General features: G+C 71.5%; 29 protein-coding genes. 15 read left to right on the top strand and 14 right to left on the bottom strand.

Going from position 1 to position 26,720, the window contains the following annotated elements; translation table 11 throughout:
• Positions 1 to 14 precede the first annotated feature (14 nt).
• Entirely contained in the window at positions 15 to 743 is a 729-nt protein-coding gene (locus Mco01_RS27205; RefSeq protein ID WP_204059707.1) for an ArsR/SmtB family transcription factor, read from the top strand.
• Positions 744 to 858: 115 nt separating this feature from the next.
• A complete protein-coding gene (locus Mco01_RS27200) occupies positions 859 to 1,653 on the top strand; it encodes a putative protein N(5)-glutamine methyltransferase (RefSeq protein WP_204059706.1) in 795 nt (264 codons plus the stop codon).
• Between the two features lie 64 nt (positions 1,654 to 1,717).
• Here the strand turns inward: Mco01_RS27200 and Mco01_RS27195 are convergent, their stop codons facing one another.
• The 7 genes from Mco01_RS27195 to Mco01_RS27165 all read right to left on the bottom strand — a co-directional run bounded on the left by Mco01_RS27195 (position 1,718) and on the right by Mco01_RS27165 (position 7,835).
• Complete coding sequence (locus Mco01_RS27195; RefSeq protein ID WP_204059705.1) at positions 1,718 to 2,470, bottom strand: phytanoyl-CoA dioxygenase family protein; 753 nt, start codon at positions 2,468 to 2,470, stop codon at positions 1,718 to 1,720.
• Between the two features lie 94 nt (positions 2,471 to 2,564).
• Positions 2,565 to 2,966, bottom strand: coding sequence for a MerR family transcriptional regulator (locus Mco01_RS27190; protein WP_239103945.1), 402 nt, complete (start codon positions 2,964 to 2,966; stop codon positions 2,565 to 2,567).
• A gap of 94 nt (positions 2,967 to 3,060) precedes the next feature.
• Complete coding sequence (locus Mco01_RS27185; protein ID WP_204059704.1) at positions 3,061 to 3,501, bottom strand: Hsp20/alpha crystallin family protein; 441 nt, start codon at positions 3,499 to 3,501, stop codon at positions 3,061 to 3,063.
• 96 nt (positions 3,502 to 3,597) lie between these two features.
• Positions 3,598 to 4,626, bottom strand: a complete 1,029-nt coding sequence (locus Mco01_RS27180; protein ID WP_204059703.1) for a radical SAM protein — start codon at positions 4,624 to 4,626, stop codon at positions 3,598 to 3,600.
• A 390-nt stretch (positions 4,627 to 5,016) separates the two neighbouring features.
• Complete coding sequence (locus Mco01_RS27175) at positions 5,017 to 6,234, bottom strand: cytochrome P450 (protein WP_204059702.1); 1,218 nt, start codon at positions 6,232 to 6,234, stop codon at positions 5,017 to 5,019.
• A gap of 31 nt (positions 6,235 to 6,265) precedes the next feature.
• The gene (locus tag Mco01_RS27170) at positions 6,266 to 7,636 is read right to left on the bottom strand and encodes an NAD(P)/FAD-dependent oxidoreductase (protein WP_239103944.1); all 1,371 of its coding nucleotides are present in this window, start codon (positions 7,634 to 7,636) and stop codon (positions 6,266 to 6,268) included.
• Positions 7,626 to 7,835, bottom strand: a complete 210-nt coding sequence (locus Mco01_RS27165; RefSeq protein WP_204059701.1) for a ferredoxin — start codon at positions 7,833 to 7,835, stop codon at positions 7,626 to 7,628. Before Mco01_RS27165 ends, Mco01_RS27170 begins: the two co-directional genes overlap by 11 nt.
• A 624-nt stretch (positions 7,836 to 8,459) precedes the next feature.
• Here Mco01_RS27165 and Mco01_RS27160 point away from each other — a divergent pair.
• The 4 genes from Mco01_RS27160 to Mco01_RS27145 all read left to right on the top strand — a co-directional run bounded on the left by Mco01_RS27160 (position 8,460) and on the right by Mco01_RS27145 (position 10,520).
• Complete coding sequence (locus Mco01_RS27160; RefSeq protein WP_036318984.1) at positions 8,460 to 8,783, top strand: DMT family transporter; 324 nt, start codon at positions 8,460 to 8,462, stop codon at positions 8,781 to 8,783.
• A 119-nt stretch (positions 8,784 to 8,902) separates the two neighbouring features.
• A complete protein-coding gene (locus Mco01_RS27155) occupies positions 8,903 to 9,715 on the top strand; it encodes a TetR/AcrR family transcriptional regulator (RefSeq protein WP_204059700.1) in 813 nt (270 codons plus the stop codon).
• A complete protein-coding gene (locus Mco01_RS27150) occupies positions 9,712 to 10,053 on the top strand; it encodes a DUF952 domain-containing protein (protein WP_204059699.1) in 342 nt (113 codons plus the stop codon). Before Mco01_RS27155 ends, Mco01_RS27150 begins: the two co-directional genes overlap by 4 nt.
• Before the next feature lie 71 nt (positions 10,054 to 10,124).
• Positions 10,125 to 10,520 (top strand): VOC family protein, encoded by a 396-nt coding sequence (locus Mco01_RS27145; protein ID WP_204059698.1) that lies wholly within the window; start codon positions 10,125 to 10,127, stop codon positions 10,518 to 10,520.
• A 38-nt stretch (positions 10,521 to 10,558) separates the two neighbouring features.
• Here the strand turns inward: Mco01_RS27145 and Mco01_RS27140 are convergent, their stop codons facing one another.
• The 4 genes from Mco01_RS27140 to Mco01_RS27125 form a co-directional block, all read right to left on the bottom strand.
• Positions 10,559 to 11,338 carry a helix-turn-helix transcriptional regulator gene (locus Mco01_RS27140; protein WP_204059697.1) on the bottom strand — a complete coding sequence of 260 codons (780 nt, stop codon included), beginning with the start codon at positions 11,336 to 11,338 and terminating at the stop codon, positions 10,559 to 10,561.
• Positions 11,339 to 11,738: 400 nt separating this feature from the next.
• Positions 11,739 to 12,536 (bottom strand): ABC transporter permease, encoded by a 798-nt coding sequence (locus Mco01_RS27135; RefSeq protein ID WP_204059696.1) that lies wholly within the window; start codon positions 12,534 to 12,536, stop codon positions 11,739 to 11,741.
• Positions 12,537 to 12,538: 2 nt separating this feature from the next.
• A complete protein-coding gene (locus tag Mco01_RS27130) occupies positions 12,539 to 13,315 on the bottom strand; it encodes an ABC transporter permease (protein ID WP_204059695.1) in 777 nt (258 codons plus the stop codon).
• A 1-nt stretch (position 13,316) separates the two neighbouring features.
• Positions 13,317 to 14,237 (bottom strand): ABC transporter ATP-binding protein, encoded by a 921-nt coding sequence (locus Mco01_RS27125; protein WP_204059694.1) that lies wholly within the window; start codon positions 14,235 to 14,237, stop codon positions 13,317 to 13,319.
• Positions 14,238 to 14,425: 188 nt separating this feature from the next.
• Here Mco01_RS27125 and Mco01_RS27120 point away from each other — a divergent pair, with 188 nt between their 5' ends.
• Positions 14,426 to 14,875, top strand: a complete 450-nt coding sequence (locus Mco01_RS27120; RefSeq protein WP_204059693.1) for a universal stress protein — start codon at positions 14,426 to 14,428, stop codon at positions 14,873 to 14,875.
• Positions 14,876 to 14,911: 36 nt separating this feature from the next.
• Here Mco01_RS27120 and Mco01_RS27115 read toward each other — a convergent pair whose 3' ends face one another.
• Entirely contained in the window at positions 14,912 to 15,703 is a 792-nt protein-coding gene (locus tag Mco01_RS27115; protein WP_204059692.1) for an ATP-binding protein, read from the bottom strand.
• A 150-nt stretch (positions 15,704 to 15,853) separates the two neighbouring features.
• Entirely contained in the window at positions 15,854 to 16,432 is a 579-nt protein-coding gene (locus Mco01_RS27110; protein WP_204059691.1) for a helix-turn-helix domain-containing protein, read from the bottom strand.
• 91 nt (positions 16,433 to 16,523) lie between these two features.
• Here Mco01_RS27110 and Mco01_RS27105 point away from each other — a divergent pair, with 91 nt between their 5' ends.
• From Mco01_RS27105 to Mco01_RS27095, 3 genes are all read left to right on the top strand, one after another.
• On the top strand, positions 16,524 to 16,958 hold the full coding sequence (locus tag Mco01_RS27105; protein WP_204059690.1) for a nuclear transport factor 2 family protein: 435 nt from the start codon (positions 16,524 to 16,526) through the stop codon (positions 16,956 to 16,958).
• Positions 16,959 to 16,983: 25 nt separating this feature from the next.
• Positions 16,984 to 17,376, top strand: a complete 393-nt coding sequence (locus Mco01_RS27100) for a DUF3224 domain-containing protein (protein ID WP_204059689.1) — start codon at positions 16,984 to 16,986, stop codon at positions 17,374 to 17,376.
• 129 nt (positions 17,377 to 17,505) lie between these two features.
• Positions 17,506 to 18,561, top strand: coding sequence for a diacylglycerol/lipid kinase family protein (locus tag Mco01_RS27095; RefSeq protein ID WP_204059688.1), 1,056 nt, complete (start codon positions 17,506 to 17,508; stop codon positions 18,559 to 18,561).
• Between the two features lie 145 nt (positions 18,562 to 18,706).
• Here the strand turns inward: Mco01_RS27095 and Mco01_RS27090 are convergent, their stop codons facing one another.
• The gene (locus tag Mco01_RS27090; protein ID WP_204059687.1) at positions 18,707 to 19,732 is read right to left on the bottom strand and encodes a LacI family DNA-binding transcriptional regulator; all 1,026 of its coding nucleotides are present in this window, start codon (positions 19,730 to 19,732) and stop codon (positions 18,707 to 18,709) included.
• Positions 19,733 to 20,064: 332 nt separating this feature from the next.
• Between Mco01_RS27090 and Mco01_RS27085 the strand changes: the two genes are divergently transcribed.
• The 5 genes from Mco01_RS27085 to Mco01_RS27065 all read left to right on the top strand — a co-directional run bounded on the left by Mco01_RS27085 (position 20,065) and on the right by Mco01_RS27065 (position 26,613).
• On the top strand, positions 20,065 to 21,057 hold the full coding sequence (locus Mco01_RS27085) for an ABC transporter permease (protein WP_204059686.1): 993 nt from the start codon (positions 20,065 to 20,067) through the stop codon (positions 21,055 to 21,057).
• Positions 21,054 to 21,926, top strand: coding sequence for a carbohydrate ABC transporter permease (locus Mco01_RS27080; RefSeq protein WP_239103943.1), 873 nt, complete (start codon positions 21,054 to 21,056; stop codon positions 21,924 to 21,926). Before Mco01_RS27085 ends, Mco01_RS27080 begins: the two co-directional genes overlap by 4 nt.
• Before the next feature lie 63 nt (positions 21,927 to 21,989).
• On the top strand, positions 21,990 to 23,648 hold the full coding sequence (locus Mco01_RS27075; protein ID WP_204059684.1) for an ABC transporter substrate-binding protein: 1,659 nt from the start codon (positions 21,990 to 21,992) through the stop codon (positions 23,646 to 23,648).
• Between the two features lie 156 nt (positions 23,649 to 23,804).
• On the top strand, positions 23,805 to 24,524 hold the full coding sequence (locus tag Mco01_RS27070) for a hypothetical protein (RefSeq protein ID WP_204059683.1): 720 nt from the start codon (positions 23,805 to 23,807) through the stop codon (positions 24,522 to 24,524).
• Entirely contained in the window at positions 24,511 to 26,613 is a 2,103-nt protein-coding gene (locus Mco01_RS27065) for an alpha-glucuronidase (protein ID WP_204059682.1), read from the top strand. Before Mco01_RS27070 ends, Mco01_RS27065 begins: the two co-directional genes overlap by 14 nt.
• Positions 26,614 to 26,720: the final 107 nt, after the last annotated feature.

The raw sequence follows: 26,720 nt of genomic DNA, 5'->3' as shown, positions 1-26,720 counted from the left end.
TGTACGATGGCCGCGTGGCGCACACGGGCCGCGGCCCGACCGCGGAGGAGATGGCCGCCCGCGCGCAGGGGCTGGCCGACCCGCTGCGCCTGGCCGCGCTCGACCTGCTGGCCGCCGCTCCCCGTACGGCGTCGGAGCTGGCCGTCTCGCTCGGCGTGTCCGGGTCGCGGCTCGGCAACCACCTGGCCGTCCTCCGCGAGGCGGGGCTCGTCTCGGTCACCCGCCAGAGCCGGCAGGCCGTCTACGCGCTGCGCGGAGAGGGCGTACGGCGGGTCCTCGCGGCCCTGCGCGCGCTGACCGCGGGGGAGGAGACGGCGCCGGAGCCGGTGGAGGCGCCGCTGTCGCCCATCACGCTGGCCCGCGCCTGCTACGGCCACCTCGCCGGGCGGCTCGGGGTGGCCGTGTTCGACCACCTCGCCGCCGCGGGCGCGATCGCCGCCGCCGGCGACCGGGTCGAGGTGCTGGCCGCGGCTCCGGACGCCTTCGCCCGCCTCGGCGTCGACCTGGGCGGCCTCGCCGCGGGACGGCGCCGCCTCGCCTACCCCTGTCTCGACTGGAGCGAGAACCGCCCCCACCTGGGCGGCGTCCTGGGCGACGCGCTGCTCGACGGACTGCTGGAGCGGGGCCTGCTGCGCCGGCGGGAGGGCACCCGCGCACTGGAGGTCACCCCCGACGGCGACGGCCTTTTCCGGTCGCTGGTACTGTTGCCGTCGCCGGACGTCGGTCCGGACGCGTCGGCCTAGGGAGGTGAGACCCATTACCGCTTTGGCAGGTCGGGTGCTCTCCTCTCACGACCGCACGGTCCTCCAGGCATAAGGGGACCGGGAGAGCATCCTTCGGCGTTTCCGAAAGGCTCTCATGTCGCTTTCCCCATCCCCTCGCCCCCTCACCGCCGTCGTCGACAGGCTCCGCGCCGCGGGCTGCGTGTTCGCCGAGGACGAGGCCGAGCTCATCGTCGCCACCGCACGCACCCCCGATGACGTCGCCGCCATGGTGGAACGGCGGGCCGCCGGCCTGCCGCTCGAACAGGTCCTCGGCTGGGCCGAGTTCCACGGCCTGCGCGTGAGCGTGGATCCCGGGGTGTTCGTCCCCCGCCGCCGCACCGAGTTCCTGGTCGCCGAGGCGGAGGCCCTGGCCCGGCCCGGCGCCGTCGTCGTCGACCTGTGCTGCGGGACCGGCGCGATCGGCGCGGCGATCGCCGCCGCCGTCGGAGGGGTCGAGCTTCACGCGGTCGACGTGGACCCCGCCGCCGTCCGCTGCGCCCGCCGCAACCTGGCCGCGCTGGGCGGCCACGTCCACGAGGGCGACCTGTACGCGCCGCTGCCCGCCCGCCTGCGCGGACGAGCCGGCGTGGTGGTCGCCTGCGCGCCGTACGTGCCGACCGGGGAGATCCGGCTGCTGCCGGCCGAGGCCCGCGAGCACGAGCCGCACGTCGCGCTCGACGGCGGGACGGACGGCCTGGCCGTGGTGCGGCGGGTGATCGCCGAAGCCCCGGCGTGGCTGGCCCCCGGCGGCAGCCTGCTGCTGGAGACGAGCGAGCGCCAGGCGCCGGCCGCCCTGGAGGCCGTCGCGGCCGCCTGGCTGGTGCCGCGCCTGGCCCGTTCCGACGAGCTGAACGCCACCGTGGTGACCGGGACGCTCACCCGGTCGTGAGACTGAGACCGCGCTCTCAGACCGCGCTCTGAGACCGCCGGGGCCTGGCGCCGTCGGCCGCCCGTCAGCCGCTCAACGCCGCCCGTACGGCGCGGCCGAGCGGCGTCGGGTCCGCGGCGGTCAGCGGCCGGGACAGGAAGATCGGCATCTGGGACATGAACCGCGGCCGGGTCCCGCGGTGCCGCTGGGCGGCGTGGACCAGGAACGGGTGGCACAGGAACGCGTCACCCGGGAGCCCGGTGGCGTACGCGAGGGGACGGTGGGCGCTGGCCTCGTCCAGGAGAGGCCCGGAGGCGAAGAACTCCAGGCCCTTCTCGCCGTACGGCTCCAACACGCGGGCGGCGTCGAGGTGGGACCCGACGCGGATGCGGGTGGGGGCGTCGTCGGGCCCGACCTCGGAGTACAGGAACAGCAGGAGCAGCGTGTGCGGCCGGGCGGTGACGACGCCCCAGCGGCCCTCGGGGCCGGGGTCGTTCTGGTCGATGTGCCAGCCGGTGTCGCCGGAGTCGTCGGGGTGGGGGAAGCGGACGGGCGTCATGCCGGGAGCGCCGCGCGGGACCCAGCCGCCGGCGATCCGGTCCAGCGCGGCCGCCAGCCGCGGGCTGCCCATCGCCTCGCCGAACGGGCCCTCCCCGGTGTCGTCGAGAGTCCAGACCACCGGCCGCGTCCACTCCTCCGGCCGATCGGGGGACAGCCCCATCCGCTCCCACAGGGAACGGCGGATGCGGTCGCCGACGGCCCGGGGAAAGGCCTCCTCGAGCTTGAGGTACCCCTCGGCGACGAAACGGTCGAGGTCGGCATCGCTGAGGACGTTCACGCCGGGGACGCTACCGGCCGGCTCTCCCGCGGGTCGACCGGTTTTCCAGCCCCCCGCCGCGGCCGGCCTCGTCCCCGGGGCGTGTCGGCCGGCGTCAGTCGGATGTGCGACCTGTGCCGGAGTCCGTGCCGGAGTCTCGACGGGGGTCTGCGCTCGGGTCTGCGCTCGGGTCTGCGCTCGGGTCTGCGCTCGGGCCGGCGAGGAACCGGCGGGCCTCGTCGAGTTCCGCGTTGAGGCGCCGCACCTCCTGCTCCAGCTCCAGGATGCGGCGGACGGCGTTCAGCGTCATGCCCTCGCCGACGAGGCCCACGACGTACCGGACCCGGCCGATGTCGTGGCGGGAGTAGCGGCGCTGCCCTCCGGCGGACCGGTGGGGCCGCACGACCGCGAACTCGTCGAGCCGCCGCAGGAACGCCTGCTGCACCTCCAGCATGTCGGCCACCTGGCCGACCGAGTACAGCGGCGCGTGCTCGTCGTCGATGGGCAGGGGAAGCACTCGTCACCTCCAATCGGGTCCTGGGTACGACGGCGGGCCGGCGCCGTGGGGGCGCCGGCCCGTGACTTCGGCGGTGCCGAGGGACGAAGGCCGGTCAGGCGCGGATGGCCTTGCGGTCACCGCCGCGGATCTCGATCTTGCGTGGCTTGGCCTGCTCCAGGACGGGGATGCGCAGGGTGAGCACGCCGTTGGCGTAGTCGGCCTCGATCCGCTCGCTGTCGAGGTGCTCCGACAGGTAGACGCGGCGGGTGAACTGGCCCATCAGCCGTTCCCTGACGAACATCCGGTCGTCGGCGGCGAGCTCCTCCTCGCGGCGGGCCGTCACGCTCAGTACGCCGCGGTCCACGGTCACCTCGACGCTGCCGGGGTCGACGCCCGGCAGGTCGAAGCGGAGCACGACCTCGTCCTTGCGGCGGATCCCGTCCAGGGGCATGACCCCGCGGCCGCTGTCGGTCGCACCGAAGGCCGAACGGGCCAGCCGGTCGAACTGGCGCTCGAACTCCTGGACGAAGGGGTCGATCGACGTCAGGAGCATCGTGCAACCTCCTCTTGCGAGAGTTCTTGAAGGAAACTTCCTACTCAAGTTATAAGTTAACTGCGAGCGGCACGCAAGTCCGTCGCCGGCGGGGGTTCAGACCAGGGCGAGCTGGCGGGTGGGCGTGCGGCGGCGGCGCCAGCGGCGGGCCGAGCGCCCGATGCCGTACGCCTCGGCCAGCGCCCGCACCTGCTCGGCCACCCGGCGCCGGTAGCCCTCCTCGGCCACCTGCCCCTTGCCGTACAGCGCCTGGTAGCGGGGGACCAGGCCCGGGTGCTCCCGCTCCAGCCAGGCCAGGTACGTCTCGCGGGCCCCCGAGGGCAGCCGCAGCACGACGGGCGTGACGCTGACCGCCCCCGCCTCGGCGGCCCGCCGGACCGTCGCCTGAAGGTGGTCGGCCGAGTCGGTGATCAGCGGCAGGATCGGGGCCATCAGCACCCCGCAGGGGATACCCCCGTCGTTGAGGGCGGCGCACACCTCCAGGCGCCGCTGCGGGCTCGCGGCGCCCGGCTCGACCGCCCGCCGTACGCGGTCGTCCACGAAGCCCACCGAGACCAGCACCCCGACCTCGGTCACCTTCGCGGCGTCGCGTAACAGGTCGAGGTCGCGCAGGACGAGCGGGCTCTTGGTGAGCACGGTGAACGGGTTGGCCGCGTCGGCCAGCGCCCGGATCACCCCCGGCATCAGCCGGTAGGTCTCCTCGGCCGGCTGGTAGCAGTCGCCGGCCACCCCGAGCGCGACCGGCTCGCCCGCCCATCGGGGCGAGGCCAGCTCACGGCGCAGCCGGTCGGCCAGGGTGGTCTTCACCACGATGCTCGTCGCGAAGTCTTCGGCAGGGTCGAGGCCGAGGTAGCGGTGGCCCCGGCGGCCCGCGCAGTATCGGCAGCCGGACTCGCACCCGCGGTAGGGGCTCGCCGCCCACCGGAACGGCAGCTCGGCGGCCTCGGGGACGTGGTCGATCGCCGTACGGGCGGGCACCTCATAGCAGGTGATGCCGTCGAACACCCGGGTGACCGCCTGCCGTTCGATCCGCGGGCGGGTGGGGCTCTGGTCGAGCAGCGCCTGCTGCTGCGCAGGCCGCACCAGGGGACCGGCCGCCGGGCCGGGGGACGCGTCGCGACGCATGGAGATCAGTAGAACACGCATTCGACCCCTACGCCAAGTGTCCCCGCCGTTCCGCAGCCGTCGAGGCGCGGCGGACGCGGGTCGCCAACGCGGCCGATCTGGGCGGGGTGCTGCGCTGACGGATCGGCCGGACCTTGGCGAAGCTGCGCCGGGCCGAGCGCCGGGCGGAGGCGATCGGGGTCGTCGACGACGGCGCAGCGCACGGCCGCGTGACTCGCGGCCAACGCAATCGCAAGCGCCAGGTGGTGGAGCTGGCCCGGCGCGTGACCCGCCAGGGCAAGCAGCGGGAGGCAATGGCGGGCTCGCCTGGAACGGCGATCACACGGCCAGGAAGCCCATACAGCCGCCGCGGCGGCTCGGCGGCCATCGGCAGCCGGCTCGCGCCGATGGTCAGGCGAGTGGTTGCACCTCGATGGGGAGATGGCGGGGTCCGCGCAGCATGGCGTTGCGACGGTAGGGGGGCGGGTCCTGGGCCAAGGTTGCGGTGCCGAGGAGGGGGATCAGCGCGCCGAGTGCGGTGTGGGCTTCGATCCGTGCGAGTGGTGCGCCAAAGCACAGGTGTATGCCGCTGCCGAAGCCGAGATGCTGGTTGTCCGGGCGGGTGGGGTCGAACCGGTCAGGCTCGTGGAACCGTTTGGGGTCGCGACTGCCTGAGGCGAGCACGAGCACCAGGGGCGCGCCTTTGGGGATACGGAAGCCGGCGACGTCGACGTCGGCGAGGGGGGTGCGCTCGCGCATGTGCACCGGGGGCTCGTAGCGCAGCAGTTCCTCCACCGCTCCGGGCAGCAGGCCGGGGTCGCGGCGCAGCCGGTCGAGCTGATCGGGGTGGCGCAGCAGCGTGAGGACCCCGTTGGTGATCAGGTTGACCGTGGTCTCGTGTCCGGCGATGAGCAGCAGGATGGCGGTTTCCGCCAGTTCCTCGCGGGTGAGCCGCATGGCCGGGTCCGGTTCGTTGATGAAGGCGGACAGCATGTCGTCACCGGGATGGCCGCGACGCTGCTCGGCAAGGTCCACCAGGTACCGGCCCATCTCGATCCGGGCCTGCCGGCCGGCCCTGTCTCGCTCGGTGGTGTCCTCCTCGGGTGTGACGTCGGCGGAGGCGACGATCGCGTCGGACCATTGCCGGAACAGCGGCTCGTCTTCGCGCGGGACGCCGAGCAGCCGGCAGATCACCGTGACGGGCAGCGGGTAGGCGAAGTCGTCGACGATGTCGATCCGGGTGCGGCCTTGGCGCCCTTTGATCAGTTCTTCGGTGAGTTCGGTGATCTGGGCGCGCATGGCATCGATCCGGCCGGAGCTGTGCGGGGGACCGAACGGTCGCATGCACAGGGTGCGCAGCCTGTGGTGCTCGGGGTCGTCGAGCCGCAGGAAGGGAGGCTGCGGCGCCTCCTCAGGCAGGTCGACGGGGGCAGTCGGACGGCTGCGGGGATCGGCGCTGATCCGCGGGTCGTGGAGCAGGGCGGTGATCTCGTGGTAGGTGCCGATGAGGTAGCTGCCGTCTGCCTGCCGCACCACGGGACCGGCTTCGCGCAGTTCCGCGTACAGGGGGTAGGGGTTGGGGCGGTTGGCGTAGTCGGTGATCTGTCCCAGCAGGGTGTCGGCAGTCATGGTCTCGGCTCCTCGTGGACGGGCGGAAGGGTCAGTCAGGCCGCACCACGGTCAGCCGGCGGTCGGGAAGGTGACCGGTGAGCGCGACGGTGGGACTGTGCGAAAGGCCCTTCGGATCTGGCACATCGGAGGGAAGCGTGAGCTCGGCTGCGGCCGGACGGTCCGCCGCGCCGGGCGCCGGCGGGAACGGGGCGGCGGTCTCGATCAGGTGCTGGTAGTACTCGAGCGACTTGGCCATGTTGACGGTGACCGCGGCGGTGACCCGGCCTCGGTAGCCGTACACCACAGCCAGACGGCGCTCCTCCAGCGAGCCCTGCGCAAGGACGATCTGGTCGGAGAAGGCGGGGACGCCCACCGACTTGATGTTGAGCCCGAACTGGCTCGACCAGAACGTCGGCAGCGCAAGGTGGGGACGCCGCAGCGGCCCCGGATTGACCATGTTGTAGGCCGCCACCTCGGCCTGTGCGACCGCGTTGCCCCAGTGCTCCAACGAGAGCATCTGGTACTCGAACAGCGGATGAGGGAAGCGGGAAACGTCACCGGCGACGAAGACGTCGTCGCTGACGATCCCGTACATGTCGAAGGCCCGGCACCCGGCGTCGCAGGCGATCCCGCGCGGGCCCGCTGCCAGCCCGGAGTCGGCCAGCCATTCGACGTTGCGGACCGCCCCCAGCGCGACGACGCACACGTCCGCGTCGAGGTGGCTGCCGTCGGACAGGTCCGCACCCGTGAACCGGCCGTTCGCGTCTCCGCGTAGGGCGGTGACCGTCGCCCCGCAGCGCAGGTCCACGCCGTGGTTTCGCTGCATTCCAGCGGCGAGCTTCGACAAGGTGCCGCCGAGCGCGCCCACCAGGGGTGCGGGCCCGCGCTCGGTGACTGTGACCTCCAGGCCCCGTTCCCGGCAGGCCGAGGCGATCTCCGAGCCGGTGAAGCCGCCGCCGATCACCAGCACCCGCCGCGGCGTGGCGGCCAGCCGCTCGGCCAGCCGTCCGGCGTCAACGCAGGTGCGCAGGGTGAACACCCCGTCAAGAGCGGCCTCCTCCGGGTTGGGCCAGGGCCGCGCCCGGGTCCCGGTCGCGATCAGCAGCCGGTCGAAGGGCAGCGACTCGCCGTCGGCCAGCATCACCCGTTTTCCGAGGGGATCCAGACCGGTGGCCCGCACCCCGAGCCGCCAGTGGGCGTCCGGGTCGCGCCTCATCGGCAGCCCGGTGGCGTCCGCCGCCGCCAGGCCAAGCAGCACCTGTTTGGACAGCGGCGGCCTGTCATAGGGCGGATAGGGCTCATCCCCCACCACGGTCAGCGAGCCGGTGAAACCCTCCTCGCGCAGCGCCTCGGCGGCCCGCAGCCCGGCCAGCGACGCGCCGACGATGACGATCCGGCCCTCCCGCAGGTCACTGGCCACCCGCGCTCACCTCCTCGCCGAGGAGGATGGCCTGGACCGGGCAGGCCGCCGCGGCCTGGCGCACGCGCTCCAACTGATCGTCGGGAACGGCCGGGTCATACAGCAGCGCCTCCTCCCCATGCAGGTGGAACACCTGCGGCGCGAGGAACACGCACTGCGCATAGCCCTGGCAGCGGGTGAGGTCCACAACGATCCGCATCCCACCCCTCCCTCCCTCGCCTTACACCTGCTCATTTCCAGATAGGGAAGAAGCGAACATTAAGGAATAAATAGGACCTGCGCTGCTCCACGGCCAGGACTCGGGCGGCTCATTGTCCATGAGCACCCGTCGTCCTCCACGTACATCCCCAAGCTCGAACCAGCACCCAGGCCAGACCCCTTGAACTGCCCTGGCCAGCCCTATTAGCCCTTTCCGGCGTACTTGGCCTGCCCCCGCTTGTAGAAGGCGCATCGCCGACGATTGGAGACGCATCGCGATGAGAGGCGTCGGGTCTCACAGCAGGGCTGCGCCTCTGCCTCCTGTGGCGGAACGGGTCTCCCGGCCTGGGCCGCAGCGCCAGGTGCGGGAGATCGACTCCGGCCACGAGCGTGTGCAGCGGGTGACGGGCAAGCTTCACGGGGACGCCGAGGGTACAAGCTCAAGCCGATCCGCTCACCGCAGCGAGTAACGAGGAGTTCGTGCAGCGGATGCGGGAGTGTGGATGGCGGCACGACCTCCCGAGTGAGCTGCCACGATCCTGGAGCGCCTGGTCGGGGGTCCTCTCGCCGGAAGAAGGGGAGCCATCTAAAGTGGGACAAGCGTACCGTTTAACGGGAGGTCCCCATGGCCTGGCTCTTGCTCGTCGCCGCGATCGCCTCCGAGGTCATGGCCACCTCCGCCCTCAAGCTGAGCGACGGGCTCAGCCGCCTGGGCTGGACCGTCGTCGTCGCCATCGGATACATCGCCTCGTTCGTCCTGCTGGCCTGGGCCCTCAAGCTGAAGATGCCCGTCGGCATCGCGTACGCGGTCTGGGCGGGCATCGGCACGGCCGCCATCGCCATGATCGGCACGGTGTTCCTCGGTGAGAGCATGAACATCACGAAGGCCGCCGGCATCGTCCTGATCATCTGCGGGGTGGTCGTCCTCAACCTGGCCGGCTCGCACTGAACGGTGAACGGTGTCGTTTGACCTCGGCGGCGTTTGACCCGAAGGTGGGGCAAACCGCCGGGCGATCACAGCTGGGCGGCGGCCAACCACCCGGCCGTACCGGCAGGGGTGACGCGCAGATGGACGGAGCGGAGGACCAGCTCGTGCCGGACCAGCACCGGACCACCCAGCTCACGCCCCCGGTCAGGCAGCCGGCCCCGCAGCCGGCGTCGCCGTCGGCCTCGCCCCCGGCCCCGCAGCCGCCGTCGGCCTCGGTCACGCCCTCGGTCAGGCAGCCGGTGTCGGAGGGGCTTGCGGGGGCGGCCTCGCGGTCCGTCGGGGACGCCGAGCGCGAGCGGGGCACCCGGCGACGGCCGCAGGAACGCGCGGTGCGCCGCCGCGAGGCCCTGCTGGACGCCGCCGTCGACCTCATGGGGGAGGGCGGCTTCGCGGCCGTCACCCACCGCGCGGTCGCCCAGCGGGCCGGGCTGCCGCTCGCCGCCACCTCCTACTACTTCTCCTGCCGCGACGACCTGCTGGCCTCGGCGTTCGCGCTGCTCGTCGAGCGGGAGCTCACCCAGATGCGCGCCTCGCTGGAGACGCTGCCGCCCGGGGCGCTCGACGCGCTGGCCGACGTCCTCGCCGAGGCGTACGCCTTCGACCGGCCGCGCCAGCTCGGCCTGTGGGAGCTCTACCTGCAGGCCGGCCGCGACCCCGCCCTGCAGAGCATCGCGCGCGCCTGGACCGACGGGTGCGACGACATCGTCGAGCACGTCCTCGAACGGGCGGGCTACCCCAGCGGCCGCTCCGAGGTCCGCTTCGTGACCACCCTGCTGTCCGGCCTGTGGCTGGAGGACGTGGTGGAGGCCCGCCCCGAGTCGCGTGAACGGGCCCGCGACGTGGTGGCCCGCGCGCTCGCCTCCATCCGGCCGGGCCGTAGGCTCGACCCATGATCTTCCATCTCGCCCTCGCCGGCGACTGGGCCGAGGCCGTCCGGGCCGGCGAGTACCGGGTGTCCACGCTGGGCCGGACCCTGGAGGAGGAGGGCTTCATCCACGCCTCCGCCGACCTCGAGCAGGCCTTCGGCGTCGCCCGCCGCTTCTACCGCGACGTCGCCGAGCCCCTCGTCCTGTTGCACATCGACGTCGACCGGCTCGGCGCCCCGGTCAGGTTCGAGGTGCCGGACGGCATGAGCGAGGCGTTCCCGCACATCTACGGCCCGATCCCCGTCGCCGCCGTCGTGACCGTCACCCCCTTCGCCGTCGAGGACATCCCCGACATCGCCGAGTGATCTCGTCCGCCGGTTCGGTGTGTCCGATACGTTCAAGACGCGTCCCAGCGGAGGGCCCTACGGTGGCGGGCATGGCTATCGAGTTCTCCGTCATCGGCCTGATCGTGGCCGACATGGCGAAATCCCTCGCGTTCTACCGCCGCCTCGGCCTGGACGTCCCCGCCGAGGCCGACACCGAGCCGCACGTCGAGGCCGGGCTGCCGGGCGGTCTGCGGCTGTCGTGGGACACCATCGAGACCATCCACAGCTTCGACCCCGCGTGGACCCCGCCCACCGGCAGCGCCCGGGTGGGCCTCGCCTTCCGGTGCGACAGCCCGCAGGACGTCGACCGCCTCTACGCGTCCCTCGTGGAAGCGGGGTACGACGGCCACCACGAACCGTGGGACGCGTTCTGGGGCCAGCGCTACGCCGTCGTCCACGATCCCGACGGCAACGGCGTCGACCTGTTCGCCCCGCTGCCCTCCTAAACCGCCTGCCTCCTGAACCGCCCGCCCGCCGGGCCGGGTCAGGGAGCGGCGAGGAGGACTGAGAGCGGGACACCGGTCAGCGACCTGACCTCACGGGACAGATGGGCCTGATCCGCGTACCCGGTGACGGCGGCCACGTCCGCGAAGGGCGTGCCGCCGCGAGCGAGGTCGAGGGCGCGGTTCAGCCGCAGGATCCGGCCGAGCGTCCTCGGCCCGTACCCGAACGCGTCGAGGCACCGCCGGTGGAGGTGCCGCTCGCTCAGCCCGGCGTCCGCCGCGGTCTCCCGGACCGACCGGCCGTCCCGCACTCCGGCCATGACCGCGTCCACGAGGGTCGGCTCACCCCTGACGACCGTGCCGCGGCCCTCGGCGGCGAGGCGCGGGAGGACGGCGTCCTCCAGTGCGGCCGCGGGATCGGCCGCCTCTCCGGCCCGCTCCCGCAGCCGCCGTGCCTCCGCGGACGGCCACAGGTCGTCGAGCGGGACCCGCCGGTCGCGCAGCTCGACAGCCGGCACGCCGAGAAGCGCCGGCGCGGTCCCGGGCGCGAAGCGCAACCCGACGTACCGCACGTCCCGCTGGTGGGGGACCAGATGGGCCACGGTGTCGGGCCCGGCCACGAGCAGCTCGCCGGAGACCCAGATCAGGTCCATGCAGCCGTCGGGCAGCACCCGGGCGTCTCCGGCGGTGTCGGAGGTGGCTGCGGTGTCGGAGGTGGCTGCGGTGTCGGAGGTGGCTGCGGTGTCGGAGGTGGCTGCGGTGTCGGAGGTGCGCCGCCACACCACCGCTCCGGGCACCCGCGAGGTCCGCTCCTCGTACATGTCTCGCAGTATGCCCCCCTCGCGTCGTGCCACCGGGCGTGCGCCAGGCCTGTGCGGCTGGCGGCGCGGGGGGGCGTGCCCATCGCCACCGGGCGTGCGATCGGCCTGCGTCTGGGTGTGCGTGTCTGGGTGTGCCGTGGGCGGTGCTCCGGCCGCAGCACCTCCCGGCTCCGGCCGCAGCACCTCCCGGCTCCGGCCGCAGCACCTCCCGGCTCCGGCGCAGGAAGCCGTCACGGCACTGGCGCTCGTTCGCGGGCGTGTACCAAGCGCGTGTACCAAGCGCGTGTACCAGGCAGGCCGCCCACGCCCCCGGCCGTCCCCTTCGTATGCGGGGTCATCGCACGCGGGGGTCAGACGATGCGGTGTCAGGGCTTGTGGTGCCGGCGGACCGGGACGGCCGTCACTCGCAGAGGGTCTTCTCCAGGCGGCGGGCCGCGAACCAGAGCCCGCCCACCGCCATCGCGGCCAGGTACGCCACGTGGACGAGCATCGACGGCTCGATCACTCCGATGCACAGGCCGCGCACCAGTTCGACCGCGTGGTACAGCGGCGTCACCTGGATGAGGATCTCCAGCCCGGCCGGGTAGTTCTGCACGGGGGAGAACGTCCCGGAGAACAGGAACAACGCGAACTGGCCGGTGCTGAGCAGGTCGAAGTCCTGCCAGCCGCGCATCAGCGTGCTGATCGCCATGCCGACGCCGCCGAAGCCGAGACCCACCAGCACCGTCGCCGGGAACGCCGCCAGCGCCCCCACCGGCGACGTCAGGCCCAGCGCCACCATCACGACCAGGAAGATCGCCGTGTAGACCGAGCCGCGGACGATCGCCCAGATCAGCTCGCCGACCGCGATCTCGATGGGCCGCACCGGCGTCGCCAGCACCGCCTCGAACGTCTTCATGTACTTCAGCTTGAAGAAGAAGTTGAACGTCGTCTCCGACAGCGCGCCCGACATGGCCGACACCGCGAGCATGGCCGGGGCGACGAACGAGGCGTACTCCATCGTCCGCCCGCCGACCGTGAGGTTCCCGACCAGGGCGCCGACTCCGACGCCGATCGACAGCAGGTACAGCAGCGGCTCGAAGAAGCCCGACACCAGCACGATCCAGTACGCGGGCCCCGAGCGCAGCGCCCCCACATTGCGGTTGACCACGGCGCCGACCCGATTGGGGGAGACCCGGGAGACCACGAGTGTCGTCATCATCAGTCTTCGAGCCTCCGGCGGAAGGACCGCACCGCGAGGAACAGCCCGAGGGCGGCCCACAGCAGCAGGTAACCGACGTGCACGGGAACCGGCCAGGCGGGGGAACGGCCGAGGGTCGCCGCCCGGCACAGCTCGACCGCGTGCCACAACGGGGACGCGTACGCCAGCAGGCGCAGCCCGAACGTGAGCTGCTCCACCGGGAAGAACACCCCGGCGAACAGCGTCGAAGGGATCAGCACGAAACGGAACAGCATCGCGAAGTAGCTGTCGTGGTCGATCCGGGCGGCGAACGCCATCACCGGCGCGGCCGTCGCCGCGGTCAGCAGCGCGCACACCAGCGGCGTCACCAGCGCCCACGGCGAGTGCAGCCCGCCGAAGAACACCACCACCAGCAGGAACGCCAGGACCGACGCCTCCACCCGGAAGATCAGGTAGAGCAGGTGGCCGCGCACCATGTCCACCGGCTGCACCGGCGTCGCCCGCATCGCGTGGTAGGCGCGCACCCACTTGAAGTCGCCCAGCACCGAGTAGGTGGACTCACCCATCGCCAGCTGGAACGCCGTGGACGCCAGCACGCCCGGCACGATCCACGACAGGTAGTCGACCCCCTGCACCGTGCCGACGTAGCCGCCGACCCCGATTCCGATGCTCAGCAGGAACAGCACCGGCAGGACGAACGAGGAGAACACCGACGCCTGCCACAGACGCCGGTACAAGGTCAGATGCCGCCCCAGCACCGCCAGTGTGGGGTGCAGCGAGCCTCTCGCCACCACCATGTCAGTCCACCAACGTCCGGCCGGTCAGGTGCAGGAACACGTCCTCCAGCGTCGAGCGGCGCACCAGCGCGCTGGACGGTGTCAGCCCCCGCCGGTGCACCTCGGCCAGCGCCACGTCGCCGTCCTCGACGTACACGAGCACCCGGTCGGGCAGCGGGTCGACCCGCTTGCCGACCCCCTCGAGCCTGGCCGCGTACTGCGGATTGGCGTCGAGCCCGTCCGGGAAGCGCAGCTCGAGCACCTCGGGGGTGGAGTAGGTCTCGATGAGCGCGCGGGGCGACCCCTCGGCGACGATCCGCCCGCCGTCCATGACCACGAGGCGGTCGCACAACTGCTCGGCCTCGTCCATGTAGTGCGTCGTCAGCACGAGCGTCGTGCCGCGCTGCTTGAGCCGGAACAGCCGCTCCCACAGCAGGTGACGCGCCTGCGGGTCGAGACCGGTGGTCGGCTCGTCCAGCAGCACGACGTCGGGCTCGTTGACCATCGCCCGCGCGATCGTCAGCCGCCGCTTCATCCCGCCCGACAGCGGCTCCACCTTGCCGCCCGCCCGGTCGCTCAGCTGCACGAACTCCAGCAGCTCATCGGCCCGCCTGCGGCTTTCCGCCCGCGACAGCCCGAAATAGCGCGCGTAGGTCGTCAGGTTCTCCCGGACGGTCAGGTCCGGGTCCAGGTTGTCCAGCTGGGGGCACACCCCGAGCCGCGCCCTGATCCGGGTGCCGTCCCGTACGGGATCCATGCCCAGGATCCTCAGCTCACCGGCCGTGGGCACGGACACGCACCCGATCATGCGCATGGTCGAGGACTTCCCGGCCCCGTTGGGCCCCAGGAAGCCGAAGGCCTCGCCCGGCGCCACCTCCAGGTCGATCCCGTCGACGGCGGTGAAGTCCCCGAAGCGTTTGACCAGGCCGCGAGCGAAAATCATGGGTTGGTCAGCCACGAACCGAGACCCTAACGAACGCCCCCGACATTTCCGCAACTGGTTATTGGACTCCCCGTCCGCCCGGCCCCTCTAACCCGCGCCGGGCCCACCGGCGCTCCCCGGCCGGGCGCACCGCCCTCACCTCCCGGGGCGTGACGACGGCCGAACCCTGTGGTCGTAGGCTCACAGACATGAGCGCCTTCGAGATCGGCACCGACGGCCCCCAAGTGATCGTCGTGGGCATCGACGGCTCCGACACCTCCCTGCGCGCCACCGCGTACGCCTGGGGGCTGGCCCGCCGGCAGGGCTCCAAGGTCGTCCTCGTGCACGTCACCGGTCTCGGCGCGGTGACCACTCTGCTGCCGGCCGCCACTGTGTCGGCCATCGAGGCGGGCGAGGAGTACGCGACCGAACTGCGGGAGAGGGTGGAGCGGTTCGCCGCCGAGTCCGACACCCACGTGCCCTACGCCTTCCGCACCGAGCAGGGGGAGCCCTCGGCCGTCCTGACCCGGGTGGCCGACGAACTGCGCGCCGACGCCGTCGTGGTCGGCGCCTCCGCGCAGGCGGGCCACCGCTTCATCGGCTCGGTCGCGGTGCGGCTGGTGCGCGCCGGCCGGTGGCCGGTCACCGTCGTCCCCTGACACGTTCCCCCGGCCCGACCCGTACGGCGGAGGGCGTCACTCGAGCGCGCGCAGGCCCTCCAGCACGCGCAGCAGCGTCGCCGCGTCCGGGCCTTCGGCCCGTTCGGCTCTCGGGCGGCTGCGGACCCGCCGCGGCAGCGCCCCCGGCGTCTCGCCCTCCTCGCGGTTTCCGGTCGGCGGCGGCGCTGCGACGGGATCCGCCATCCGCCCGGCGGCCGCGGTCTCCGGAACCGCGTCCGTGGCGGTGGTGGCGGTGGTGGCGGCCGGCCGTACCGGACCGCGGCGCGGACCGGGCGCGCCGGGACCTGGTTCTTCAGGACCGGGTTCTTCAGGATCGCGGACGCCGGGGGAGGGGAGGGGCGCGGGACGGCTGACGGACAGCTCGCACCACACGATCTTGCCGCGGTCGGGGGCGTTGAAGTGGCCCCACCTCTCCGCCAGGTTCTCCACGAGGGCGAGGCCCCGGCCACGCTCGTCCAGCGCGCCGCCCCGCGCGGGGACCGGCTCGCCCTCCCCGCCGTCCCACACCTCGATGACCAGGCGGCGCGGGCCGCGGGAGACCCGCAGGCGCAGGGCGACCGTCCGCAGCGCCACCGGGAACATCGACGAGGCGACCGGAGGGCCGGCCGCCGTGTTCGTGGCGTGGATCGCGTTGGTCACCAGCTCCGACACCAGCAGCTCCGCCGTGTCGGCCAGGTGCGGCATCTCCCACCGCCCCAGCTGGCAGCGGACGAAGGCCCGTGCCCGCCGCGGCGCCGTCGCCCCCGACCCGAACAGCCGTTGAGCCGCCCTCCGCCCGTCCTCGGAGGGGAACGGCGAGGTCAGCATCCCCGGGGGAGCGCCGCGTCAGATCCGCCGGACATCGCCGGCGCCACCGGCCGAGGAGAAACCATACGTCCGATCATCTGTCATGAAACGGAGTTAGGTCGCCGGGTTGGGGGCATTCGCCCAAACTTTCTTCTCCCGCTCACGCCCCCGTCATTCATGCGGGCGCAGGCCGTCGAACACGATGTCGAGCGTGTGCCGCCGCACCTCCGGACCCACGTGCTCGGCCGCCCGCGACGCTCCGATGAGCAGGGCGACCAGCTCCGCCACCCCCATGTCCGCCCGTACGGCTCCCGCGCGCTGCGCCCGCGCGAGCAGCTCCGCCAGGGCCGCCGCCAGCTCCCGGCCCACCGCCGACGGCGCGGCCCCCTCCTCGCCGCCCGTGCCGCCCGTCGCCGCAGCCTCCGCGAGCACGTCGGCATACGCGTTCTGGGTGGCCGCCTGCTCGACGGCGTACGCGAAGAAGCGGAAGAACGCCGTCCCCGCGTCGGCCTCCGACAGCGCCGCCGCCTTGTCCGCGAGCATGCGCACCCGGCCGAGGAAGACCTCCTCGACCAGCGATTCCTTGGTGGGGAAGTGCCGGAAGACCGTGCCGATGCCGACGCCCGCCCGGCGCGCCACGTCCTCCGTCGAGGCCGACACGCCCTGGGCGGCGAAGACGGCCTCCGCCGCCTCCAGGATCCTCGCCCGGTTGCGCCGCGCGTCCGCGCGCAGCGCCCGGCCCTCAGCCATTGACAAACGGAGTAGCTACTCCGTATCTTCTAAGCGGAGTCACGACTCCGACTATACGGCACCCCGCCCACTCCCGGGAGAGGACGACGGCATGACGCCCACCGCACGCGAGACGTTCGAGCGCTGGCAGCGCTCCGTTCTCGACCACGCGCCCGGCGACATGGCCTACGACCACCTGCACGACGACGTGGTCGTCGAATGGCCGTTCAGCCCACCGGGGCGTCCCCGGCGCATCGAGGGCCGCGCCGCGTTCGAGGCCTTCGCGCGACCCGCCCGCGCCGCCCTGCCCGTCCGGTTCGAGGAGTTCCGCGACGTCGTCGTCCACCAGACCGCCGACCCCGAGGTGATCGTCGCGGAGTACACGCTCGCCGGCACCGTCCTGCCCGCCGGCCGCCGGGCCGCCGCGGCGTTCGTCACCGTGCTGCGCGTCCGCGACGGGAAGGTGATCCACATCCGGGAATACCAGGACGTCGTCACCATGGCGGCCGCCCTGGGCGATGCGCCCGCCGTACCTGACGGAAGGTGACAGGAACGTACGGCACGCTCAGGTCATGACCCATCACGCTTCCGGAACCTTCGACATCACCGGCTGGGACGAGGTCGCCTCCGACGAGAAGCCCGGCGCCACCGTCGCCCGCGTGCGCATCAGCAAGGCCTTCACCGGCGACCTGAACGGCACCAGCGCCACCGAGATCCTCACCGTCACCACGTCCGCCGGCCCGGCGGCCTACGTCGGCATCGAACACGTCGAGGGGACGCTCGGCGGCCGGACCGGCACGTTCGTCCTGCAGCACAGCGCGGGCGGCGACGACGGCAAGCCGTGGATGCGCTGGGAGATCGTCGCCACGTCCGGCACGGGCGAGCTGGCCGGCCTGCGAGGGGAGGGGCAGATCACGATCACCGACGACGGCCACCACTACACCCTCGACTACGACCTGTCCTGACAACCGGCGGGCCGGGGGAGCGCGCCGGGGAGACGGAATGGAGGCGGGGCCCGGCGGCCCGGATCGGGGGGAGGAGAGGGACCGGTGAGCGGGGGCCTAACCGCGCCGAGATCGGGTAGCGGTGGGCCCATGGTGAAATCGGCTGATCGACAGACCGGCGCCAAGGGCGGCGCCACGGCTGACCCGGCCGCCGGCCACACGGCCGAGGCCGCGACCGACGCCGCCCCCGGCAAGGACGCCGCACACAAACCCGGCAAGCGGCCTCGCGTGGCCGTCATCGCCCACCGCAAGAAGACCCTCGGCGGCGGGCTCGACGAGCTGCGCAAGGTGATCACGGGATACGACATCGAAGACCTGCTCTGGTATGAGGTCCCCAAGAGCAAGAAGGCCCCCAAGAAGGCCAAGGAGGCCCTCGACAAGGGCGCCGACCTGTTCTTCGTCTGGGGCGGCGACGGCTCGGTCCAGCGCTGCGTCGACGCGCTCGCCGGCACCGACGCCACCGTGGCCGTCGTCCCGGCCGGCACCGCTAACCTGCTCGCCCGCAACCTGTCCATCCCCGAGGACATCGCCGAAGCCGTCCGGATCGGCTTCGAGGGCCGCCGTACGAAGATCGACCTCGGGAAGATCAACGGCGAGCACTTCGCGGTCATGGCCGGTGTCGGCTTCGACGCCGAGATGATCGCCGACGCCGACCGCGGCCTCAAGGACCGCCTCGGCCGCCTGTCGTACTTCTGGACCGGGCTCCGGCACGTCGGCGGCGCGGCGGCGCCCATGACCATCAAGATCGACGACACCGACTGGTTCGAGGGCGACGCGAGCTGCGTCCTGGTCGGCAACGTCGGCACCGTCACGGGCGGGATCGACGTGTTCGAGGACGCCCGGTTCGACGACGGCTGGCTGGAGGTGGGCGTGACCACCGCCGACGGCCCCATCCAGTGGGCCCGCACGCTCGGCCGCATGAGCGCCGGAAAGGCCGAGAAGTCTCCGTTCGTCCGCATCACCCGTGCCCGGAAGATCACCGTGAAACTGTCCGAGCCCATGGAGTACGAGCTCGACGGCGGCGCCCGCAAGCGGGTCACGAAAGTGACGATCAAGGTCGTGCCGCAGGGCATCACCATGTGCCTGCCCGACGTCCCCGCCGACGCGGCGGCGGGAACCCGGCAGGATGCCGCCGCCGGCGTCTGACTCGTCGTGAACGCGGTGACGACCCGAGTGGCAGACCCTCGCATGCGGGCCTTCCGGGACCGCGTCGGCGGCCTCGCGTAAGGGGACTACAACCCCGAGCAGTGGGACCCGCCCGTATGGCGGGAGGAAGTGTTCACCGTGCTCCTCAGCCGGGGGGTGCGGTGCTCTTGCGGACGACGAGCTCGTTCGCGAGGTCGATCCGGCTCGTGGCCGGCTCCACGCCGCGGGCCAGGTCGAGCAGCATCTGGGTCGCGACCGTCGCCATGTCGCACAGCGGCTGGTCCACCGTGGTGAGGGCGGGCTCGACCCAGTCGGCGACCGGCACGTTGTCGTAGCCGACCACCGACAGTTCCCCGGGGACGTCGAGCCCGAGCCGCCGGGCCGCGCGCAGGACGCCGAGCGCCTGCAGGTCCGACCCGGCGAAGATCGCGGTCGGCCGGTCCGGGCGCGTCAGCAGGTCCATGGCGTGCTCGTATCCGGCGTCGACGTAGAAGTTGCCGTACCTGACCAGGTCCGGGTCGACGACCAGCCCGGCCTCGTCATGGGCGACCCGAAACCCGGCGACCCGCGCCCTGCTGCACAGCACGTCCTTCGGGCCGGAGACGACCGCGACGCGGCGGTGACCCAGCTCCAGGAGGTGGCGGGTGGCGAGCAGCCCGCCGTCCCAGTTGTTCGACCCGACCACCGGCACCGACTCGGCGATCTCGCCGTCGGTGTCGACGACGACGAACGGGATCTGCGCCCGCCGCAGCTTCTGCTGCTGCGGCGGGGACGGGCCGCACAGGACGAACAGCACGCCGAGAGGCCGGTGATCGAGCACGCCGTCCAGCCACTCCTCCGGCGGCCGGTGCGCCCCTTTCAGCTGGGACAGGACGACCTCGATCCGCGCGGCTGTGGCGACGGCGTCGACCCCGCGGATGATCTCCATCGACCACATGGAGTTCATCTGATGGAAGACGAGGTCGACATGCCCCTTGAGCGGCCTGCGCCGGAGGCGGCGGTGGTACTGGTGGCGGGCGAGGCCGGCCTCCACATGCTTGCGGGTGGCGGGGGCCACGTCGGGACGGCCGTTGAGGACCTTGGAGACCGTGGTCACCGACACGCCGAGCTCGGCGGCGATGGACGCGATGGTGGCAGGGCGAGGGCCGCGGGCTGGAGAAGGGGGTGTCATCGTTCCGCGTTCCACTCGTTGTTTCCGAAATTTTCGCGAAACTCTAGCACCGAACCGGGCCGGACATAAGCCGAGACCAGGCCGGGCGTGCTTTATTCAACTCCGGAGTAAAGGCGGCTGACTACGGCCTTGACGGGACTCTGGCGTGAGCCTATATTTCCGCAATATTACTGAGGATCACCGAAACTTTTTGTCGCGTCACCCTCTCCTCCGGTCGGCGTGGGTGACACGGCGGCGCCGCAGCCCCTCTCGGCCCCGGGCGCGGGGCCGGTCACGAGCGGTGGCCGCGGCCGTCGGCGTGATCCGCCGGAGGGCACCGGAGGCACAGAAGGATGAGCACGACCAGAACGATCGACGTGTCACCGGACGCCGGGGATCCCGGACGCGCGCGACCCGGCCCCTCCCGTGCGCGGCGCCCGCCGCGCCGCACCTGGCGCCAGGCGCTGCGCCGCGACTGGCAGCTCTACTCGCTTGCCGTCCTCCCGCTGCTGTTCTTCCTGGTCTTCCGATACCTCCCGATGATCGGGAACGTCATCGCCTTCCGGAAGTTCGAGCCCGGCGGCAGCGTGCTCGGCGAGGAATGGGTCGGGCTGCGCTACGTGAGGATGTTCCTGAACGACCCGTCGTTCTGGCAGGTGTTCACCAACACCGTGGTCCTCGGCGTGCTGACCCTGCTGTTCTGCTTCCCCACGCCGATCGTGCTCGCCCTGCTGATCAACGAGCTGCGCGGCCGGAGGATCAAACGGCTCGTCCAGTCGGTGTCCTACCTGCCGCACTTCCTGTCGATGGTGGTCGTGGCCGGACTCGTCATGGAGCTGCTGTCGGTGGACGGGCCGGTCAACCAGCTCCTGCGGGCCATGGGCACCGACCCCATCGCGTTCCTGCAGGAGGCGGGGTGGTTCCGAACCATCTACGTCTCCTCGGAGATGTGGCAGACGGTCGGCTGGGGGACCATCATCTACCTCGCCGCGCTCACCACGATCGACGAGCAGCTGTACGAGGCGGCCCGGATCGACGGCGCGAGCCGGTGGCGGCAGGTCTGGCACGTGACCCTACCCGGCATCCGGCCGACCGCGGTCACCCTCCTGATCCTCAACATCGGCACGTTCATGGCCGTCGGATTCGAGAAGATCCTGCTGCTCTACAACCCGCTGACGTATCCCACCGCCGACGTGATCTCCACGTACCTCTACCGGATGGGCATCGTCTCCAACAGCTTCAGCTACGCCGCCGCGATCGGCCTGTTCGAGGCCGTGATCGGGCTGGCCCTCGTCATGTCGGCGAACCTGATCTCCCGGCGCACGGTGGGGACGAGCCTGTGGTGAACGTCGGCACGACCCGGGGCCACCGCGTGTTCCGGATCGTCAACGCGATCATCCTGACCGGCGTCGCGGTCGTGACCCTGTACCCCTTCGTCAACATCGTCGCCCGGTCCCTCAGCGACGAGTTCGCCATCCGCTCCGGCAAGGTCAACCTCGTCCCCGTCGGGTTCACCTTCCGCACGTACGAGTACGTGGCCTCCGACCCGACGTTCTGGATCAACTACCGCAACACGGTGGTCTACACCGTCGTCGCCACGGCCATCGCCATGGTCATGACCACGTGCTACGCGTACGTCCTGTCGAAGAAACACCTCAAGGGCCGCACGTTCCTGATCGGGGTCGCGGTCTTCACCATGTTCTTCACCGGCGGCCTCATCCCCAACTACATCCTCATCTCCAGCCTCGGGCTGAAGGACAGCATCTGGGCCATCGTGCTGCCGAACGCGATCAGCGTCTTCAACCTCCTCGTGATGAAGGCGTTCTTCGAAGGCCTGCCCACCGAACTGGAGGAGGCCGCCGCGATCGACGGCATGAGCACCTACGGCATCCTGCTCCGGATCGTCCTGCCGCTGTCGAAAGCGGTCCTCGCCACGATGGTCCTGTTCTACGCCGTGTCGTTCTGGAACTCCTGGTTCACGGCCTTCCTCTACCTCAGCCAGAGCGACCTGTTCCCCGTGACCGTCTACCTGCGCAACCTCATCGCCGGCGCCACCACGGGCACGTCCGTCGGCGCCGACGCCACCGACCTGACCGTGGCCACCAACATCAAGTCCGTGACGATGGTGCTCACCGTCATCCCGATCCTGGTGGTCTACCCCTTCGTCCAGAGGTACTTCGTCAAGGGCGTCATGCTCGGCGCGGTGAAGGGATGACACGCCGGACCTCTCATTCCGCTTCCCCCAGCCCGTCCCCCCAAGGGAAAGGACCCCCCGTACATGTATGAGATCAACCGGCGTCAGGCGATGGTCGGCGTGGGAGCCTTCCTCGCACTCGCCGCCTGCAGCAGCGGCGGCGACTCCGGCGGCACGAAGAACGGCGACGACTTCGCCGCCAACCGGGACGGCGCGATGGCCGACTACGCCGTCGGCAAGCCGTTCAAAGCCACCGCCCCGCTCTCGTTCGGCATCCTCTACAACAACCACCCGTTCTACCCGATCAAGAACGACTGGCTGTTCTGGTCGGAGCTGACGAAACGGACCAACGTCACCCTCCAGCCGAACGTGGTGCCGCTCAGCGACTACGAGAACAAGCGCAGCCTGCTCATCGGCGCCGGCGACGCACCGGTGATCATCCCGAAGACCTACCCGGGCCAGGAGGTCCCCTTCGTCGCCTCCGGCTCCGTCCTGCCCGTCAGCGACTACATGGACCTGATGCCGAACTTCAAAGAGAAGATCGCCAGGTGGAAGCTCCAGCCCGACCTGGACACGCTCCGGCAGGCCGACGGCCGCTTCTACCTGCTCCCCGGCCTCCACGAGGACTACTGGGCGGACTACACCCTGGAGGTCCGCTCGGACGTCCTCGACAAGCTCGGGCTGGAGGTCCCGCAGACCTGGGACGACGTGCACAGCATGCTCAAGGCGATGAAAGAGGAGTACCCCGACTCCTACCCCTACTCCGACCGGTGGTCCATCCCCACCCCCGGCGGCGCCATGCTGAACCAGGTCTTCGGCCTGGGCAGCGGCGCCCGCGGCGGCTGGGGCTTCACCACCGGCATCACCTGGGACCCCGCCGCCCAGAAGTTCGCCTTCACCGGCGCGATGGACCAGTACAAGCAGATGCTGCAGTTCCTCCACACCCTGGTGGGGGAGAAGCTCCTCGACCCCGAGAGCTTCACGCAGCAGGACGACCAGGCGATCCAGAAGCTCGTCTCCGGCAAGTCCTTCGTCATCAGCGGCAACGCCCAGACACTGGTCAACGAGTACCGCCCGCCCCTGAAGAAGGCGAACCCCAAGGCCACGATCGTCAAGATCCCGGTACCCGTCGGGCCGCTCGGGCCCATCAAGGCCGACTCCAACGACACCCGCCTGGAGAACGGCATCATGATCTCCAAGAAGGCCCGCGACAGCAAGAACTTCGTCGCCATGATGCAGTTCATCGACTGGCTCTGGTACTCCGACGAGGGCCAGGTGTTCGCCAAATGGGGAGTCGAAGGGACCACGTACACCAAGGACGCGTCCGGCAAGTTCCACCTGGCCAAGGACGTCGACTTCGTCGGCCTCAACCCCGGCGCACCCAAGCACCTGCAGAAGGACTTCGGCTTCTCCAACGGCGTCTTCGCCTACGGCGGCAGCACCGAACTGCTCCAGTCGACCTTCTCCGACGAGGAGATCGAATGGCAGAAGACGATGAACGCGAGAAAGGCGATGCCCGTCGCGCCCCCGCACCCGCTCAACGACGAGGAACGCGAACAGGCCGCGCTGTGGCAGACCCCACTGAAGGACCACGCCACCCAGAACACCCTCGAATTCATCCTGGGCAAGCGGAGCTTCGACGAATGGGACGCCTACGTCAAGGAACTCGAGGCGAAGAACATGTCCTCCTACATCAACCTCGTCAACAACGCCTACGACCGCTACAAGAAGGAGCACGGCTGACCGGCTCCCGCCGGCCGTGCCTGTCCCACGGCCGGCCCGAGCCTCACCCGACGGCGAGTGAAGGACGATGATGCCCAGCGCCACCCCCCACGCCACCCTCCACGCGGCCGACCACGTCCCCCCGGCCCCGCTCCGCCCCGACCACCGAGCCGCCCCATGACCGAGACGTCGATCCGGCAGTTCGGGCAGGGACCGCTCTCCCGCGCCTCCGCCCTGGCCTACACCCTGCTCGTGGTCGAGTTCCTCGTCCTGGCCACCACCGCGCCCGGCCTCATCGGACTCGTCCTGCTCGACCACGACACCGCCAACCTCCCGCTGGCCGCGGCCTGCACGCTCCCCGCCGGACCGGCGCTGTCCGCCGCGCTCTACGCGGTGCACCACCGCCGCCTCGACCTGACGGATCTCCACCCAGCCACGGCGTTCCGGCGCGGCTACCGGATGAACGTCCGCGGCGTGATGAAACTCTGGCTCCCGTCGCTGGCCTGGCTGACCGTCATCGGATCGACACTCGTCAACTTCGGCGCCGCCGGCGTCCCCGGATGGTGGGCCATCCTGCTGGTCCTCATCGCGCTGGCAACCGCCGTCTGGGGCGCCAACGCCCTCGTGATCACATCGCTGTTCGCCTTCCGCGCCAGGGACGTCGCCCGCCTGGCCGCCTACTTCCTGTTCTCCTCACCCCGGGTCACCATGGGCAACGCCCTCCTCCTCATCGCCGCGGCCGGCCTCACCCTGGTGGCCACCGAGGCCGCGCCGGCGCTGCTGGCCTCGATGTTCGCCGCGGCACTGCTGCTGAACAGCCGCCCACTCATCGCCGAAGTCACGCAAAGGTTCACCGTCCAGGGAAACCCGGCAGCGAAACCGCATGACCAGCCCTGACCCACCCGGCACACACCCCGCCTGGCTGCCCCCCGAGGCGTTCCGCCCCATCGGCTCGCGCCGCACCCTCGTCCTCGGCGACGGCCTCCTGACCGAGACCGTGCACGACGAGGCGGCGCGCGCCTGCGCCCGGTACGGCGGACACGTACATCGCCACACCCGGAACGAGCCGTACGATCTGGTGCTCGCGCTCACCACGGCCGAGCCGCTGCCCGGCCCCGCCCAGACGGTCCTGGACGAGTTCCGGAGCACCACCGGGCCTCCCGCAAACACGATCGGCGGCGAGGGATACCTCACCGCCCGCCGCCACGGCGTCACAACCGTGCTCGCCGACGACGCCGCCGGACTGCTCTACGGCCTGTTCCACGTCGTACGACTCGGCGAAAGGGCCTTCACAGAAGAGCGGCCACCCGAACGCCACGCGCCCACCATGCGGCGGCGCATGCTCGACCACTGGGACAACGTCGACATCCACCCCGTGATGGGCCAGGTCGAACGCGGCTACGCCGGCGGATCCCTCTTCTGGCGCGACGGCGCGCCACGCGGCGACCTGGCACGAGTGCGGGACTACGCGCGGCTGCTGGCCGCGTGCGCGGTGAACGCGATCTCCGTGAACAACGTGAACGTCCACGCCACAGAGGCCCTCCTGCTGACCGACCGGCTCGGCGACGTCGCCGCCATCGCGGACGTGCTGCGCCCGTACGGGATCAGGGTCCACCTGTCCGTGAGCTTCGCCTCGCCCGTCACCCTCGGGCGGCTGCCGTCCGCCGACCCACTCGACGAGGACGTCCGCAAATGGTGGGCGGACGTCACCGAGCGCGTGTACGACACCATCCCCGACTTCGGCGGGTACGTCGTCAAAGCCGACTCCGAGGGGCAGCCCGGCCCGTTCGCGTACGGCCGCGACCACGCCGACGGCGCGAACCTGCTGGCCGAGGCGCTGGAACCGTTCGGCGGCGTCGTCCACTGGCGCGCCTTCGTCTACAACCACCGGCAGGACTGGCGGGACCGCTCCACCGACCGGGCCCGCGCCGCGCACGACCACTTCGCCCCGCTCGACGGCCGGTTCCGCGACAACGTCATCCTTCAGGTGAAGCACGGCCCGATCGACTTCCAGGCGCGCGAGCCGGTGTCACCGGTCATCGCGGCCATGCCCGCCACCCACCTGGCGGTGGAACTGCAGGTGACCCAGGAGTACACCGGACAGCAGCGGCACGTCTGCTACCTCGCCCCGATGTGGCGCGAGGTGCTCGGCTTCCGCCCCTGGGGACCCGACGGACCGGCCGTGGCCGACGTCGCCGGGGGAGTCTCCGGGAACGGGGGAGGGCTCGTCGGGGTCTCCAACGTGGGCGACGACCCCTACTGGACCGGCCACCCGCTCGCCCAGGCCAACCTGTACGCCTTCGGCCGGCTCGCCTGGGCGCCGTGGACCGACCCGGCGGCGATCCTCGACGAGTGGATCGACCTCACCTTCACGCCGGCGGCGACGGGGGACACGGAGCCTGCGGCGACCAGAGAAACGGAGCGGCTGCGGCACATCCTGCACACCATCATGGACGACTCGTGGCGCACCTACGAGCGGTACACCGCGCCCCTGGGCGTCGGATTCATGGTCCGCCCCGGGCACCATTACGGGCCCGACGTGGACGGATACGAGTACACGCCGTGGGGGACCTACCACTTCGCCGACCGGGACGGCGTCGGCGTGGACCGCACCCGCGCCACCGGGACCGGCTTCAGCGGCCAGTACCCGCCGGCGTGGTCGGAGGTGTACGAGTCACTCGACCGGTGCCCCGACGACCTGCTGCTGTTCTTCCATCACGTCCCGTACGGCCACGTGCTGCACAGCGGATCGACCGTCATCCAGCACATCTACGACACCCATTTCGCGGGTGCCGGGCAGGCGGTGGAGGCCGGACGGCGATGGGAGGAGGCCGCCGGCCTGGTCGACCCGTCCCTGCACGCCCGGGTGACGGACCTTCTCGCCGAACAGATTCGCTGCGCGGGGGAGTGGCGCGACCAGATCACCACCTACTTCTTCCGCAAGTCAGGCAAACCCGACACTCGCGGCCGCCACATCTCACGGTGATCCATGTCGAGTGGACCGCTCGTACGTCAGCCGTCGGCCGGGCGCGGTGGAACTGACGGTGGACGTGACGGGGGAGACCTGCACCCGGCCGACTGTGAGGCTCTAGC

Origin of the sequence: Microbispora corallina, assembly GCF_016863035.1 — a bacterium.
Classification (GTDB): domain Bacteria; phylum Actinomycetota; class Actinomycetes; order Streptosporangiales; family Streptosporangiaceae; genus Microbispora; species Microbispora corallina.
This window is presented reverse-complemented; position numbering and strand designations above follow the sequence as displayed.

Coding starts and splice junctions, on each gene's coding strand:
- Mco01_RS27200 (WP_204059706.1), top strand. CDS start 859: ATGTCGCTTTCCCCATCCCCTCGCCCCCTCACCGCCGTCGTCGACAGG.
- Mco01_RS27185 (WP_204059704.1), bottom strand. CDS start 3,501: ATGCTCCTGACGTCGATCGACCCCTTCGTCCAGGAGTTCGAGCGCCAG.
- Mco01_RS27180 (WP_204059703.1), bottom strand. CDS start 4,626: ATGCGTCGCGACGCGTCCCCCGGCCCGGCGGCCGGTCCCCTGGTGCGG.
- Mco01_RS27175 (WP_204059702.1), bottom strand. CDS start 6,234: ATGACTGCCGACACCCTGCTGGGACAGATCACCGACTACGCCAACCGC.
- Mco01_RS27165 (WP_204059701.1), bottom strand. CDS start 7,835: ATGCGGATCGTTGTGGACCTCACCCGCTGCCAGGGCTATGCGCAGTGC.
- Mco01_RS27160 (WP_036318984.1), top strand. CDS start 8,460: ATGGCCTGGCTCTTGCTCGTCGCCGCGATCGCCTCCGAGGTCATGGCC.
- Mco01_RS27155 (WP_204059700.1), top strand. CDS start 8,903: ATGGACGGAGCGGAGGACCAGCTCGTGCCGGACCAGCACCGGACCACC.
- Mco01_RS27150 (WP_204059699.1), top strand. CDS start 9,712: ATGATCTTCCATCTCGCCCTCGCCGGCGACTGGGCCGAGGCCGTCCGG.
- Mco01_RS27145 (WP_204059698.1), top strand. CDS start 10,125: ATGGCTATCGAGTTCTCCGTCATCGGCCTGATCGTGGCCGACATGGCG.
- Mco01_RS27140 (WP_204059697.1), bottom strand. CDS start 11,338: ATGTACGAGGAGCGGACCTCGCGGGTGCCCGGAGCGGTGGTGTGGCGG.
- Mco01_RS27135 (WP_204059696.1), bottom strand. CDS start 12,536: ATGACGACACTCGTGGTCTCCCGGGTCTCCCCCAATCGGGTCGGCGCC.
- Mco01_RS27130 (WP_204059695.1), bottom strand. CDS start 13,315: ATGGTGGTGGCGAGAGGCTCGCTGCACCCCACACTGGCGGTGCTGGGG.
- Mco01_RS27125 (WP_204059694.1), bottom strand. CDS start 14,237: ATGATTTTCGCTCGCGGCCTGGTCAAACGCTTCGGGGACTTCACCGCC.
- Mco01_RS27120 (WP_204059693.1), top strand. CDS start 14,426: ATGAGCGCCTTCGAGATCGGCACCGACGGCCCCCAAGTGATCGTCGTG.
- Mco01_RS27115 (WP_204059692.1), bottom strand. CDS start 15,703: ATGCTGACCTCGCCGTTCCCCTCCGAGGACGGGCGGAGGGCGGCTCAA.
- Mco01_RS27110 (WP_204059691.1), bottom strand. CDS start 16,432: ATGGCTGAGGGCCGGGCGCTGCGCGCGGACGCGCGGCGCAACCGGGCG.
- Mco01_RS27105 (WP_204059690.1), top strand. CDS start 16,524: ATGACGCCCACCGCACGCGAGACGTTCGAGCGCTGGCAGCGCTCCGTT.
- Mco01_RS27100 (WP_204059689.1), top strand. CDS start 16,984: ATGACCCATCACGCTTCCGGAACCTTCGACATCACCGGCTGGGACGAG.
- Mco01_RS27095 (WP_204059688.1), top strand. CDS start 17,506: ATGGTGAAATCGGCTGATCGACAGACCGGCGCCAAGGGCGGCGCCACG.
- Mco01_RS27090 (WP_204059687.1), bottom strand. CDS start 19,732: ATGACACCCCCTTCTCCAGCCCGCGGCCCTCGCCCTGCCACCATCGCG.
- Mco01_RS27085 (WP_204059686.1), top strand. CDS start 20,065: ATGAGCACGACCAGAACGATCGACGTGTCACCGGACGCCGGGGATCCC.
- Mco01_RS27075 (WP_204059684.1), top strand. CDS start 21,990: ATGTATGAGATCAACCGGCGTCAGGCGATGGTCGGCGTGGGAGCCTTC.
- Mco01_RS27070 (WP_204059683.1), top strand. CDS start 23,805: ATGACCGAGACGTCGATCCGGCAGTTCGGGCAGGGACCGCTCTCCCGC.
- Mco01_RS27065 (WP_204059682.1), top strand. CDS start 24,511: ATGACCAGCCCTGACCCACCCGGCACACACCCCGCCTGGCTGCCCCCC.